Genomic DNA, 11620 nt, shown 5'->3' on the forward strand with positions numbered 1-11620 from the left:
GCGGGATCCGATGCGCACGGGCGTGATCGCCAAGAAGCTGGGCATGACCCGCGTGTTCGCCGATGACGGCGCGCACGTTCCGGTCACTGTGCTGCAGCTCGACGGCTGCCAAGTCGTCGGCCAACGTACCCAGGAGCGTGACGGCTACGTCGCTCTCCAGCTGGGCGCTGGCGCGAAGAAGGCTAAGAACACCAACAAGGCTCAACGCGAGACCTTCGCCAAGGCGGAAGTCGAGCCCAAGGCCTATGTGACCGAGTTCCGCGTCGATGCGGACGGTCTGCTGGACGTGGGCGCCGAACTGTCGGCCGACCACTTCGTGGCGGGCCAGAAGGTCGACATCCAGGGTGAGACCATCGGTAAGGGTTTCGCCGGCGCCATGAAGCGCTGGAACTTCGGCGGTCTGCGCGCCACGCACGGCGTGTCGCTGTCGCACCGTTCGCATGGTTCGACGGGTAACCGTCAGGACCCGGGCCGTACCTTCCCCGGCAAGAAGATGGCCGGCCACTACGGCGCCGAAACCGTCACCACGCAGAACCTGACCGTCGTCCGCGTGGACGCCGAGCGTGGCCTGATCCTGATCAAGGGCGCTGTGCCCGGTCATGACGGCGCCTACGTCAAGGTTCGCGACGCCATCAAGAAGGCCCGTCCGGCCGACGCCCCGTTCCCGGGCGCCGTCAAGTCGGCGAAGGCTGCTGCTCAACCCGCTGAGACCCCGGCTGAAGAAGCCCCGGCCGTTGAAGCGACCGAAGGCGGTGAAGCGTAATGAAACTCTCGGTCATCAAACTCGACGGCAAGGCTGCCGGCGACGTGGAGCTCTCGGACGCCGTCTTCGGCATCTCCGAAATCCGCGGCGACATCCTGGCCCGCACCGTCAGCTGGCAGCTGGCCAAGCGCCGCGCCGGCACGCACAAGGTTCAAACCCGCAACGAGAACTCTCGTACGGGTAAGAAGATGTACAAGCAGAAGGGCACCGGCGGCGCTCGTCACGGTTCGCGCCGTGCGCCGCAGTTCGTCGGCGGCTCGCGCGCCTTCGGTCCGGTCGTTCGCGATCACGGCTTCTCCCTGCCGAAGAAGATCCGCGCACTGGCCCTGCGTCACGCCCTGTCGTCCAAGGTGAAGTCGGGCGACCTGGTCGTCGTCGACAGCGTCTCGGTCACGGAAGCCAAGACGGCCGCCCTGCGCGAGACGCTGGGCAAGCTGGGCTGGACCAAGGCTCTGATCATCGCGGGTCCGGAAGTCGACGCCAACTTCGGTCTGGCCGCCCGCAACATCCCGCACATCGACGTGCTGCCGAACGCCGGCCTGAACGTCTATGACATCCTGCGGGCCGACAAGCTGGTGCTGACCAAGGCCGCCGTCGAGGCGATCGAAGCCCGCTTCAGCGATAAGGAAGCCGCGTAATGGCCGCTCAACCTACCGCCAAGCACTACGACACCATCCTGGCCCCGGTGATCACCGAAAAGGCCACGATCCTGTCCGAGCAGAACAAGGTCGTCTTCCGCGTCGCCGACACGGCGACCAAGGACGAGATCGCCGCTGCGGTCGAAAGCCTGTTCAAAGTCAACGTCGTCAAGGTCAACACCCTGGTCCAAAAGGGCAAGACCAAGCGCTTCCGGGGCATCCTCGGCCGTCGCGTCGACATCAAAAAAGCGATCGTGACCCTGGCCGACGGCCAGTCGATCGACGTCACCACGGGGCTCTGATCAGATGGCCTTGAAACATTACAATCCGACTTCGCCGGGCCGTCGCGCCCTCGTGCTGGTCGACCGTTCGGAACTCCACAAGGGCCGTCCGGAAAAGTCGCTGACCGAAGGCCTGACCAAGTCGGGCGGTCGTGGGCAGGGCGGTCGCGTCGCGGTCCGCTTCCGCGGCGGCGGCGCCAAGACCCTGTACCGCAAGATCGACTTCAAGCGTCGCAAGTGGGACATGGTCGGCACGGTCGAGCGTCTGGAATACGATCCGAACCGCACGGCCTTCATCGCCCTCGTGACCTATGAGGACGGCGAGAAGACCTACATCATCGCGCCGCAACGCCTGAAGGCGGGCGACACGGTGGTCGCGGGCGAAAAGACCGACGTGAAGCCGGGCAACGCCATGCCGCTTCGTTCGATGCCGGTGGGTACGATCATCCACAACATCGAGATGAAGCCCGGCAAGGGCGCTCAGCTGGCCCGTTCGGCCGGCGCCTACGCCCAGCTGGTGGGGCGCGATCAGGGCTACGCCCAGATCCGTCTCGGCTCGGGCGAGCTGCGCATGGTCCTGGACAGCTGCATGGCCACGGTGGGCGCGGTTTCGAACCCCGACCACATGAACCAGAACCTGGGCAAGGCCGGTCGCAAGCGCCACATGGGCTGGCGTCCGCACGTCCGCGGCGTCGCCATGAACCCGATCGACCACCCGCACGGTGGTGGTGAAGGCCGGACCTCCGGTGGTCGTACCCCCGTAACGCCGTGGGGTAAGGACACCAAGGGCACCCGCACCCGTAAGAACAAGGCTACGGACAAGTTCATCATCCGTACCCGTCACGTGAAGAAGGCTCGCTAAGAATGGCCCGCTCCTCCTGGAAAGGCCCGTTTGTCGACGGGTATCTGCTCAAGAAGGCCGACGCCGTTCAATCGTCGGGCCGCAAGGACGTGATCAAGACCTGGTCGCGCCGCTCCACCATCCTGCCGCAGTTCGTCGGTCTGACGTTCGGCGTCCATAACGGTCAGAAGCACGTTCCCGTGTCGGTCTCGGAAGAGATGGTCGGCATGAAGTTCGGCGAGTTCGCCCCGACCCGGAACTTCCCGGGTCACGCGGCGGACAAGAAGGCCAAAAGGAAGTAACCGATGGCCCAGACCAAGAACATTCGTCGGGTCGGCCCGACCGAGGCCCGCGCCAAGCAGGTCAACATGCGCATCAGCCCTCAGAAGCTGAACCTGGTCGCCGCCTCGATCCGCGGCATGCCGGTTCAGAAGGCGCTGAACGAGCTGGAATTCAGCCGTAAGCGCATCGCCGGCGACGTCCGCAAGGTCCTGTATTCGGCGATCTCGAACGCCGAGAACAACCACAACCTCGACATCGACAACCTGGTCGTCGCCGAGGCCTTTGTGGGCAAGAACCTGGTGATGAAGCGTTTCGCGAGCCGCGCTCGTGGTCGCTCGTCGCGCATCCTGAAACCGTTCAGCGAGATCACCATCGTGGTCCGCGAAGCCGGCGAGGCCGCCTGATGGGACAGAAAATCAATCCGGTCGGTCTGCGCCTCGGCGTGAACCGCACGTGGGACAGCCGTTGGTTCGCCGCCGGCGCCGACTATTCCCGCCTGCTGCACCAGGACCTGAAGCTGCGCGAGTGGCTGCGGGAACGCCTGTCGGCCGCCGGCGTGTCGCGCATCATCATCGAGCGCCCGCACAAGAAGTGCCGCATCACCATCTATGCCGCCCGTCCGGGCGTCGTGATCGGCAAGAAGGGCGCTGACATCGAGAAGCTCCGCAAGGACATCTCGGCGCGCACCGAAGGTGAAGTTCACCTGAACATCATCGAAGTCCGCAAGCCGGAAACCGACGCCCAGCTGATCGCCGAGAACATCGCGCAGCAGCTGGAACGCCGCGTCGCCTTCCGTCGCGCCATGAAGCGCGCCATGCAATCGGCCATGCGTCTGGGCGCCAAGGGCATTCGGATGAATGTCTCGGGTCGTCTGGGCGGCGCTGAAATCGCGCGGATGGAATGGTATCGCGAAGGCCGCGTGCCGCTTCACACCCTGCGGGCCGACATCGACTACGGCTTCTACGAAGCCAAGACGACCTACGGCATCATCGGCGTGAAGGTCTGGGTGTTTAAGGGTGAAGTGCTCGAGCACGACCCGATGGCCCAGGACAAGCGTTGGGCCCAGGAAGCCTCGGGTCCGTCCTCGAACGAAGGCCGCGAACGCGGCGGCCCCCGTGGCGACCGCGGTCCGCGTCGCGATCGGGGACGTGAGAACTAAGTCATGTTGCAACCGAAGAAGACCAAGTACCGCAAGGCCTTCAAGGGCCGTATCCACGGCTCGGCCAAGGGCGGCTTCTCGCTGAACTTCGGGTCGTACGGCCTGAAGACGCTGGAACCGGAACGCATCACGGCGCGTCAGATCGAAGCGGCCCGCCGCGCGATCACCCGCCAGATGAAGCGTCAGGGCCGCGTCTGGATCCGCGTCTTCCCCGACCTGCCCGTCACGGGCAAGCCGGCCGAAGTCCGGATGGGTAAGGGCAAGGGCGCGGTGGACTATTGGGCGGCGCGCTGCCACCCCGGCCGCATCCTGTTCGAAATCGACGGCGTGTCGGACGAGGTCGCCCGCGAGGCGCTCCGTCTCGGCGCCGCCAAGCTGCCGGTCCGCACCAAGGTGGTGACCCGCATCGACGCCGGCATCGCCCAAGTTGAGGAAGCCGCCTAATGACCAAGATCGCCGATCTGCGGTCGCAAACGACCGACCAGCTGGCCGACGAGCTGCTGAAGCTCAAGAAGGAACAGTTCAACCTGCGTTTCCAGGCGGCCACCGGCCAGATGGAGAAAACCCACCGCGTGGGTGAAGTGCGCAAAGACATCGCCCGCATCTCGACGCTCCTGCGCGAGAAGCGTGCGGCCTCGTAAGGAAACGAATATGCCCAAGCGAATTCTTGAAGGCGTCGTCGTGTCCGACAAGGGCGACAAGACCGTCGTCGTGAAGGTGGAGCGCACCCTGCTGCACCCGCTTCTGAAGAAGACCGTCCGGTCGTCCAAGAAGTACCACGCCCACGACGAAGCCAACGCGCTCAAAGTCGGCGACGTCGCTCGCATCGTCGAGTGCGCCCCCAAGTCCAAGTTGAAGCGCTGGGAAGTCCTTTCCAACGCCTCCGCCTCGTAATCAGAAGGATCTGATCTTATGATCCAGATGCAAACTAACCTGGAAGTGGCCGATAATTCGGGCGCCCGCCGGGTCATGTGCATCAAGGTGTTGGGCGGCTCCAAGCGCCGCTACGCCTCGATCGGCGACACTATCGTCGCCTCCGTGAAGGAAGCCATTCCGCGCGGCCGCGTGAAGAAGGGCGACGTCGTGCGCGCCATCGTCGTGCGCACCGCCAAGGACATCCAACGCAAGGACGGCTCGGTCATTCGTTTTGACAAGTCGGCCGCCGTCATCGTCAACAAGCAGAACGAGCCCGTCGGCACGCGGATCTTCGGCCCGGTTCCCCGCGAACTGCGCGCCAAGAACCACATGAAGATCATCTCGCTGGCTCCGGAGGTCCTGTAACCATGGCCGCCAAGATCAAGAAGGGCGACCGCGTCGTCGTCCTCACCGGCAAGGACAAGGGCCGCACGGGCAATGTGCTGAAGGTCCTGCCCTCCGAAAACCGCGTCGTCGTGGAAGGCGTCAACATGGTTCAGCGCCACACGCGTCCGAGCCAGGCTGACCCGCAGGGCGGCATCAAGAACAAGGAAGCCTCGCTTCACCTGTCGAACGTCGCGATCGCCGACGCCAACGGCAAGGCGACCCGCGTCGGCTTCCGGATCGAAGGGGACAAGAAGGTCCGCTTCGCCAAGACGACGGGAGACGTCATCTGATGGCTACCGAGAAATACACCCCCCGGCTGAAGGCCGAGTATCAGAACCGCATCCGTGCGGAGATGAAGGCCAAGTTCGGCTATACGAACGAAATGCAGGTGCCCAAGCTGGACAAGATCGTCCTGAACATGGGCATCGGCGAAGCCGTCGCCGACTCCAAGAAGGCCAATGCGGCCCTCAAGGATCTGACGGCCATCGCCGGTCAGAAGGCCGTCGCCACCAAGGCCCGTAACTCCATCGCCGGCTTCAAGCTGCGCGAAGGCATGGTCATCGGCGGCAAGGTCACCCTGCGCGGCGACCAGATGTACGAGTTCCTGGACCGGTTCATCACGATCGCGCTGCCGCGCGTGAAGGACTTCCGCGGTCTGAAGGGCACGTCCTTCGACGGTCGCGGCAACTACGCCACCGGTCTGAAGGAGCACATCGTGTTCCCGGAAATCAATTACGACCAGATCGACCAGATGTGGGGCATGGACATTGTCGTCTGCACCACGGCCAAGACCGATGAGGAAGCCAAGGCTCTCCTCACCGAGTTCAAGTTCCCGTTCTTGAAGAACTGAGCGGGAAGGGAAGAGCACAATGGCTAAAAAGAGCGCCGTAAACCGCAACGAAGCCGTCAAGGCCCTGGTTGCGAAGTATGCCGCGAAGCGGGCCGCCCTGAAGGCGACCGCCAACGACGAAAACCTGCCGCTTGAGGAGCGCTTCGCCGCGCGCCTGAAGTTGGCTGAACTGCCGCGCAACTCCGCGCCGAGCCGCATTCGCAACCGTTGCGAAGTGACCGGTCGTCCGCGTGCGTTCTATCGCAAGCTCAAGATGAGCCGGATCGCGCTGCGTGAGCTTGGCAACCTGGGTCAGATCCCGGGCCTGACCAAGTCCAGCTGGTAAGGGGAGCGAAGAGACATGATGATCAACGATCCCCTGAGCGACATGATCGCTCGCATCAAGAACGCGGCGACCCGCAAGCGTTCCAAGGTGCTGACCCCCGCTTCCCGTCTGCGCCAGCGCGTCCTCGACGTGCTGCAGGACGAGGGCTACATCCGCGGCTACAACCTGGTTCAGAACCCGGGTGAGTTTCCGCAGTTCGAGATCGAGCTGAAGTATTTCGACGGTCAGCCCGTCATCGCCGAGATCGCGCGCGTGTCCAAGCCGGGCCGCCGCGTCTACTCCGCGATCGGCGATCTGAAGCCCGTCAAGAACGGCCTCGGCATCTCGATCCTCTCGACTTCGAAGGGCGTCATGTCCGACGCCGCCGCTCGCGACGCCAATGTCGGCGGCGAAGTCCTCTGCAGGGTCTACTGATATGTCCCGTATTGGCAAGAAAACCATCGCAGTGCCGAAGGGCGTGACGGTCACGCTCGACGGCCAAACCGTCTCGGTGAAGGGTCCGAAGGGCGAACGCTCCTGGACCGTCGCCGAAGAAATCGAAGTCAAGCACGAAGGCGACGAGCTGTCGCTGGGCCTGCGGACCGACACCCAGCGCGGTCGCGCCATGTGGGGTCTGTCGCGCACCCTGGTCGACAACATGGTCACCGGCGTCACCACCGGCTTCGAGAAGTCGCTGGAACTGGTCGGCGTGGGTTACCGCGCCGCGATGAAGGGCAACGCCCTGTCGCTGCAGCTCGGCTTCTCGCATGAAGTCGACATCGACCCGCCGGCCGGCGTCAGCTTTGCTGTTCCGAAGCAGACCGAGATCAAGATCCTGGGCGCGGACAAGCAGGCCGTCGGTCAGATCGCCGCGGTCATCCGCAAGCTGCGTCCGCCGGAGCCCTACAAGGGCAAGGGCGTCCGTTACGCCGGCGAGACCGTGCGTCGCAAGGAAGGCAAGAAGAAGTAAGTCATGGCTCTTTCTCTTCGACAACAAGCCAAGCGCCGCGCCGAGCGCACGCGCCGTCGCCTGAAGGCTGTCGCCAACGGTCGCCTGCGTCTGTCGGTCTATCGTTCGGACAAGAACATCTCGGCCCAGATCATCGACGACGCCCAGGGCGTGACGATCGCCGCGGCTTCGTCGCTGGAAGGCGGCAAGGGCTCCAAGGGTTCGGACATCGCCGCGGCCACCGCCATCGGCAAGCTGATCGCCGAGCGCGCCATCGAGAAGGGCGTCAAGGACGTCGTCTTCGACCGGGGCGAGTACATCTATCACGGACGGGTGAAGGCGCTGGCGGAAGCCGCGCGTGAAGCCGGCCTGAACTTCTAAGGGACGCGACAGATGGCGCAACAACCCCAACGCGGCGGCGGCGGCAACGATCGCAACCGTCGTGACAACCGCAACGCTCCCGCCGCCGAGGGTCCGGAATCGGACATCATCGAGAAGCTGGTGCACATCAACCGCGTCGCCGCCACCGTTAAGGGCGGCCGTCGTTTCAGCTTCGCCGCCCTGATGGTCGTCGGCGACGGCAAGGGTCGCGTCGGCTTCGGTCACGGCAAGGCGCGCGAAGTGCCGGAAGCCATCCGCAAGGCGACCGAAGAAGCCAAGAAGACGATGATCCGCGTGCCTCTGCGCGAGAACCGCACCCTGCACCACGACGGCAACGGCCGTTGGGGCGCCGGCAAGATCATGATGCGCGCGGCCCCTCCCGGCACCGGCGTCATCGCGGGCGGTCCGATGCGTGCGGTCCTCGAAACCCTCGGCGTCCAGGACGTCGTGGGCAAGTCGACCGGTTCGTCGAACCCCTACAACATGATCCGTGCGACGTTCGAAGCCCTGAAGGTTCAGTCGTCGCCCCGTCAGGTCGCGTCCAAGCGCGGCAAGAAGGTCGCGGATCTGATGGGTCGTCGCAACGACGGCGCCTCGGCGCCCGAAGCCGTGGAGTCCTAAGTCATGGCCGAGAAGAAGACCGTCACCATCAAGCAGATCGGCTCGCCGATCCGCCGCAAGAACGACCAGCGCGCCACCCTGGTGGGCCTGGGCCTGAACCGCATGGGTCGTGAAGCGACCCTGGAGGACACCCCTTCGGTTCGCGGCATGATCGCCAAGGTCCACCACCTGGTGGAAGTGGTCGAGAAGTAAGACTGTTCGCTACGCTAAGTGGCGAGTGATGAGTGGCGAGTGACGAGTAGTCCGGGTGTCGGTTCAACCGATTTCTCTTGACTCGCCACTCATCACTCGCCACTCGCCACTTTCTTTTTCCAAGCCGAGTCCGGACGAATGTCCGGGCGCTAGCACCCGAAAGGATCAGGCACATGAAACTGAACGAAATCCGCGATAACGAAGGCGCGCACAAGAAGCGCATGCGCGTGGGCCGCGGCCCCGGCTCCGGCAAGGGCAAGACCTCGGGCCGCGGCGTCAAGGGGCAGAAGTCGCGGACCGGCGTCAGCCTGCTGGGCTTCGAAGGCGGCCAGATGCCGCTGTACATGCGCATGCCCAAGCGCGGCTTCAACAACCCGAACGCCCTGAAGCTGGCCGAAGTGAACCTGTGGCGTCTGCAAGACGCCATCGACGCCGGCAAGCTGGACGCCTCGGCCGAGATCAAGGGTGAAGCCCTGGTCGCCGCCGGCGTGATCCGCCGCGTCAAGGACGGCGTCCGTCTGCTGGGCACCGGCGAAATCAAGGCCAAGCTGAACCTGGTCGTCTGGTCGGCCACGGCCGGCGCCAAGAAGGCCATCGAAGCCGCGGGCGGGTCGGTCGTCGAACAGCGTATCGAAGCCGAAGCCAAGGCTGCGGCCCGCGTCGAGAAGCGCAACGCCGCCAAGGGCAAGGCTCCGGCCCCCAAGGCGCCCAAGGGCGACGCCAACAAGGTCTCGGCCCGCGCCAAGCGCGCCGCTTCCAAGGCCTGAACAACGCGTCGTCGCGGCGCGTATAGGCCGTGGCCTGAATACACCTGCGACGACGAAACAACGGAAGCGGCCCTCGCATGAGGGCCGCTTTCCGCCTATCTGACGACTCAGTCAGTCGTGGGGACGCATAATGGCTTCGGCCGCAGAACAACTCGCCGCCAATATGAACATGGGCTCGTTCGCCAAAGCGACCGAGCTGCACAAGCGCCTGCTGTTCACGCTGGGCGCCTTGCTGGTTTATCGCATCGGCACCTATGTGCCGATCCCGGGCATCAACTCGCAGGCCTTCCTGCAGTTCTTCCAGGACCCCTCGGGTCAGCGCGGCATCCTGGACATGTTCAACATGTTCTCGGGCGGCGCGGTCGAGCGGATGGCCATCTTCGCGCTGAACGTCGCGCCCTATATCTCGGCGTCGATCATCGTGCAGCTGATGGGCACGGTGTATCCGCCCTGGGAGAAGCTGAAGAAGGAAGGCGGGGAGAGCGGCCGCAAGCAGCTGAACCAGTACACCCGCTATCTGACGGTCTTCCTGGCCCTGGCCCAGTCGCTGGGCATCGCGGCGGGTCTGAACGCCCAGCCGGGTCTGGTCGACAATCCGGGGATCTTCTTCCTGGTCTCGACCGTCGTGACCCTGACGGGCGGCACCATGTTCCTGATGTGGCTGGGCGAGCAGGTGACGGCGCGCGGCGTCGGCAACGGCATTTCGTTGATCATCTTCGCGGGCATCGTGGCGGTTCTGCCCTCGACCATCGCCCGGATGCTGGGCCTGGCCCAGCAGGGTCAGATGTCGGCCTTCGCCCTGTTCTTCATCGCCGTTCTGGCCGTGGCGACCGTGGTCTTCATCGTCTTCATGGAACGGGCTCAGCGCCGTCTGCTGATCCAGTATCCGAAGCGCCAGGAAGGCAACCGGATGGCGGGAGGCGAGCGCTCGTTCCTGCCGCTGAAGGTCAACACCGCCGGCGTCATCCCGCCGATCTTCGCCTCGTCCCTGCTGATGCTGCCGACCACAGTGGCCAGCCTGACCGCCAATGCGGACCTGCCGTCCTATCTGGGCTGGCTGCCGCTGGTCACCTCGCAACTGACCCACGGCCAGCCTCTGTTCATGGCCCTGTACGCCGCCCTGATCATCTTCTTCTGCTTCTTCTACACCTCGATCACCTTCAACCCGGAGGACACGGCCGAGAACCTGCGGAAATACGGCGGCTTCCTGCCGGGGATCCGTCCGGGCAAGCGCACGGCCGAATATCTGGACTATGTCCTGACCCGCCTGACGGTGATCGGCGCGGCCTATATCACCGCCGTCTGCCTGCTGCCGGAGTTCATGGTCGCCCAGATGGGCAACAGCCTCTACTTCGGCGGAACGTCTATCTTGATCGTGGTGTCGGTGACGATGGACACTGTGGCCCAGATCCAGTCCCAACTGCTGGCGCACCAGTACGAGGGGCTGATCAAGAAGGCCAAGCTGCGCGGTCGCGGCGGTCGTGGCGCGCCCACGCCCGTCCGTCGCTGAGTTGACTAGAAGACGCCTGGGGAGGACTTGCGCGTGAACTTGATCCTGTTTGGACCGCCGGCGGCGGGCAAGGGGACCCAGGCCAAGCGGCTGGTGGAAGAGAAGGGCATGATCCAGCTCTCCACCGGCGACATGCTTCGGGCCGCCATCGCCTCGGGCTCGGAGCTGGGCCTCAAGGTCAAGGACGTGCTGGCGCGCGGCGATCTGGTGACGGACGAAATCGTCATCGCCCTGATCGAGGATCGTCTGCCGGAGGCCGAGGCCGCCGGGGGCGCCATCTTCGACGGCTTCCCCCGCACCGTAGCCCAGGCCGAAGCCCTGGACGCCATGCTGGCCAAGCGCGGCGCCCAGATCGACGCCGTGGTCCGGCTGAAGGTCGACGACGCCGCCCTGCTGGAGCGGATCGCCAAACGCTACGCCGAACAGGGCCGCCCGGATGACAATCCGGAGACCTTCGCGGTCCGTCTGGACGCCTACAACCGCAACACCGCCCCGCTGCTTCCCTATTATGAAGCCCAGGGCAAGTTGACCGAGGCGGACGGCATGGGCTCGATCGAGTCCGTCGCCAAGGCGATCGACGAAGCCCTGGCGTGACCCAAGTCGTTTTCGGGCGTTTGGGAACGGATGCCTGAAACCGAGATCCAGTCTGACAGAAGGCGCGCCCGCAGACGCTGGCGCGCCTTCGCCGTCTTCGGCGGGGTCGCCGCCGCCGAAATCGCCCTGATCCTGATGCTGGGACAGGTGAAGGGCCGGCCCCCCCGGACCCCCATGGCGGACGGC

22 protein-coding genes are annotated in these 11620 nt (G+C 64.9%); all 22 read left to right on the forward strand.

Annotated features, from left to right (window positions below; translation table 11 throughout):
* Nucleotides 1-10 precede the first annotated feature (10 nt).
* Nucleotides 11-763, forward strand: a complete 753-nt coding sequence (gene rplC, locus AC07XS_RS07700) for a 50S ribosomal protein L3 (protein ID WP_054765456.1) — start codon at nucleotides 11-13, stop codon at nucleotides 761-763.
* Nucleotides 763-1401 carry a 50S ribosomal protein L4 gene (rplD, locus tag AC07XS_RS07705; protein ID WP_152949958.1) on the forward strand — a complete coding sequence of 213 codons (639 nt, stop codon included), beginning with the start codon at nucleotides 763-765 and terminating at the stop codon, nucleotides 1399-1401. The genes rplC and rplD overlap by 1 nt, the downstream gene beginning before the upstream one ends.
* Nucleotides 1401-1703, forward strand: a complete 303-nt coding sequence (locus tag AC07XS_RS07710; protein ID WP_054765458.1) for a 50S ribosomal protein L23 — start codon at nucleotides 1401-1403, stop codon at nucleotides 1701-1703. Before rplD ends, AC07XS_RS07710 begins: the two co-directional genes overlap by 1 nt.
* 4 nt (nucleotides 1704-1707) lie before the next feature.
* Nucleotides 1708-2544 (forward strand): 50S ribosomal protein L2, encoded by an 837-nt coding sequence (gene rplB, locus AC07XS_RS07715; RefSeq protein ID WP_054765459.1) that lies wholly within the window; start codon nucleotides 1708-1710, stop codon nucleotides 2542-2544.
* A 2-nt stretch (nucleotides 2545-2546) separates the two neighbouring features.
* Nucleotides 2547-2825: a 30S ribosomal protein S19 gene (gene rpsS, locus AC07XS_RS07720; protein ID WP_007442184.1), complete on the forward strand. Its 279-nt coding sequence runs from the start codon at nucleotides 2547-2549 to the stop codon at nucleotides 2823-2825.
* Between the two features lie 3 nt (nucleotides 2826-2828).
* A complete protein-coding gene (gene rplV / locus AC07XS_RS07725; RefSeq protein ID WP_054765460.1) occupies nucleotides 2829-3209 on the forward strand; it encodes a 50S ribosomal protein L22 in 381 nt (126 codons plus the stop codon).
* Nucleotides 3209-3964 carry a 30S ribosomal protein S3 gene (gene rpsC, locus AC07XS_RS07730; RefSeq protein WP_054765461.1) on the forward strand — a complete coding sequence of 252 codons (756 nt, stop codon included), beginning with the start codon at nucleotides 3209-3211 and terminating at the stop codon, nucleotides 3962-3964. Before rplV ends, rpsC begins: the two co-directional genes overlap by 1 nt.
* A gap of 3 nt (nucleotides 3965-3967) precedes the next feature.
* Nucleotides 3968-4408: a 50S ribosomal protein L16 gene (rplP, locus tag AC07XS_RS07735; RefSeq protein WP_054765462.1), complete on the forward strand. Its 441-nt coding sequence runs from the start codon at nucleotides 3968-3970 to the stop codon at nucleotides 4406-4408.
* Nucleotides 4408-4605, forward strand: coding sequence for a 50S ribosomal protein L29 (gene rpmC / locus AC07XS_RS07740; protein WP_054765463.1), 198 nt, complete (start codon nucleotides 4408-4410; stop codon nucleotides 4603-4605). Before rplP ends, rpmC begins: the two co-directional genes overlap by 1 nt.
* 10 nt (nucleotides 4606-4615) lie before the next feature.
* Nucleotides 4616-4858: a 30S ribosomal protein S17 gene (gene rpsQ, locus AC07XS_RS07745; RefSeq protein ID WP_054765464.1), complete on the forward strand. Its 243-nt coding sequence runs from the start codon at nucleotides 4616-4618 to the stop codon at nucleotides 4856-4858.
* An 18-nt stretch (nucleotides 4859-4876) separates the two neighbouring features.
* On the forward strand, nucleotides 4877-5245 hold the full coding sequence (gene rplN / locus AC07XS_RS07750) for a 50S ribosomal protein L14 (protein WP_003164378.1): 369 nt from the start codon (nucleotides 4877-4879) through the stop codon (nucleotides 5243-5245).
* A gap of 2 nt (nucleotides 5246-5247) precedes the next feature.
* Nucleotides 5248-5556, forward strand: coding sequence for a 50S ribosomal protein L24 (rplX, locus tag AC07XS_RS07755; protein ID WP_054765465.1), 309 nt, complete (start codon nucleotides 5248-5250; stop codon nucleotides 5554-5556).
* The gene (gene rplE / locus AC07XS_RS07760; RefSeq protein ID WP_054765466.1) at nucleotides 5556-6116 is read left to right on the forward strand and encodes a 50S ribosomal protein L5; all 561 of its coding nucleotides are present in this window, start codon (nucleotides 5556-5558) and stop codon (nucleotides 6114-6116) included. The genes rplX and rplE overlap by 1 nt, the downstream gene beginning before the upstream one ends.
* Before the next feature lie 19 nt (nucleotides 6117-6135).
* Complete coding sequence (gene rpsN, locus AC07XS_RS07765; protein ID WP_054765467.1) at nucleotides 6136-6441, forward strand: 30S ribosomal protein S14; 306 nt, start codon at nucleotides 6136-6138, stop codon at nucleotides 6439-6441.
* Between the two features lie 15 nt (nucleotides 6442-6456).
* A complete protein-coding gene (rpsH, locus tag AC07XS_RS07770) occupies nucleotides 6457-6855 on the forward strand; it encodes a 30S ribosomal protein S8 (protein WP_054765468.1) in 399 nt (132 codons plus the stop codon).
* A gap of 1 nt (nucleotide 6856) precedes the next feature.
* Nucleotides 6857-7390: a 50S ribosomal protein L6 gene (gene rplF / locus AC07XS_RS07775; protein WP_054765469.1), complete on the forward strand. Its 534-nt coding sequence runs from the start codon at nucleotides 6857-6859 to the stop codon at nucleotides 7388-7390.
* A 3-nt stretch (nucleotides 7391-7393) separates the two neighbouring features.
* Entirely contained in the window at nucleotides 7394-7750 is a 357-nt protein-coding gene (rplR, locus tag AC07XS_RS07780) for a 50S ribosomal protein L18 (protein ID WP_182713950.1), read from the forward strand.
* Nucleotides 7751-7762: 12 nt separating this feature from the next.
* Entirely contained in the window at nucleotides 7763-8371 is a 609-nt protein-coding gene (gene rpsE, locus AC07XS_RS07785; protein ID WP_182713951.1) for a 30S ribosomal protein S5, read from the forward strand.
* Nucleotides 8372-8374: 3 nt separating this feature from the next.
* Nucleotides 8375-8563 (forward strand): 50S ribosomal protein L30, encoded by a 189-nt coding sequence (gene rpmD, locus AC07XS_RS07790; RefSeq protein WP_054765472.1) that lies wholly within the window; start codon nucleotides 8375-8377, stop codon nucleotides 8561-8563.
* Nucleotides 8564-8736: 173 nt separating this feature from the next.
* On the forward strand, nucleotides 8737-9330 hold the full coding sequence (gene rplO / locus AC07XS_RS07795) for a 50S ribosomal protein L15 (protein WP_054765473.1): 594 nt from the start codon (nucleotides 8737-8739) through the stop codon (nucleotides 9328-9330).
* Between the two features lie 130 nt (nucleotides 9331-9460).
* Nucleotides 9461-10840 carry a preprotein translocase subunit SecY gene (gene secY, locus AC07XS_RS07800; protein ID WP_182713952.1) on the forward strand — a complete coding sequence of 460 codons (1380 nt, stop codon included), beginning with the start codon at nucleotides 9461-9463 and terminating at the stop codon, nucleotides 10838-10840.
* 33 nt (nucleotides 10841-10873) lie between these two features.
* Nucleotides 10874-11434 carry an adenylate kinase gene (locus tag AC07XS_RS07805; RefSeq protein WP_054766908.1) on the forward strand — a complete coding sequence of 187 codons (561 nt, stop codon included), beginning with the start codon at nucleotides 10874-10876 and terminating at the stop codon, nucleotides 11432-11434.
* Nucleotides 11435-11620 lie beyond the last annotated feature (186 nt).

It is taken from the genome of Brevundimonas sp. GW456-12-10-14-LB3, assembly GCF_059424365.1.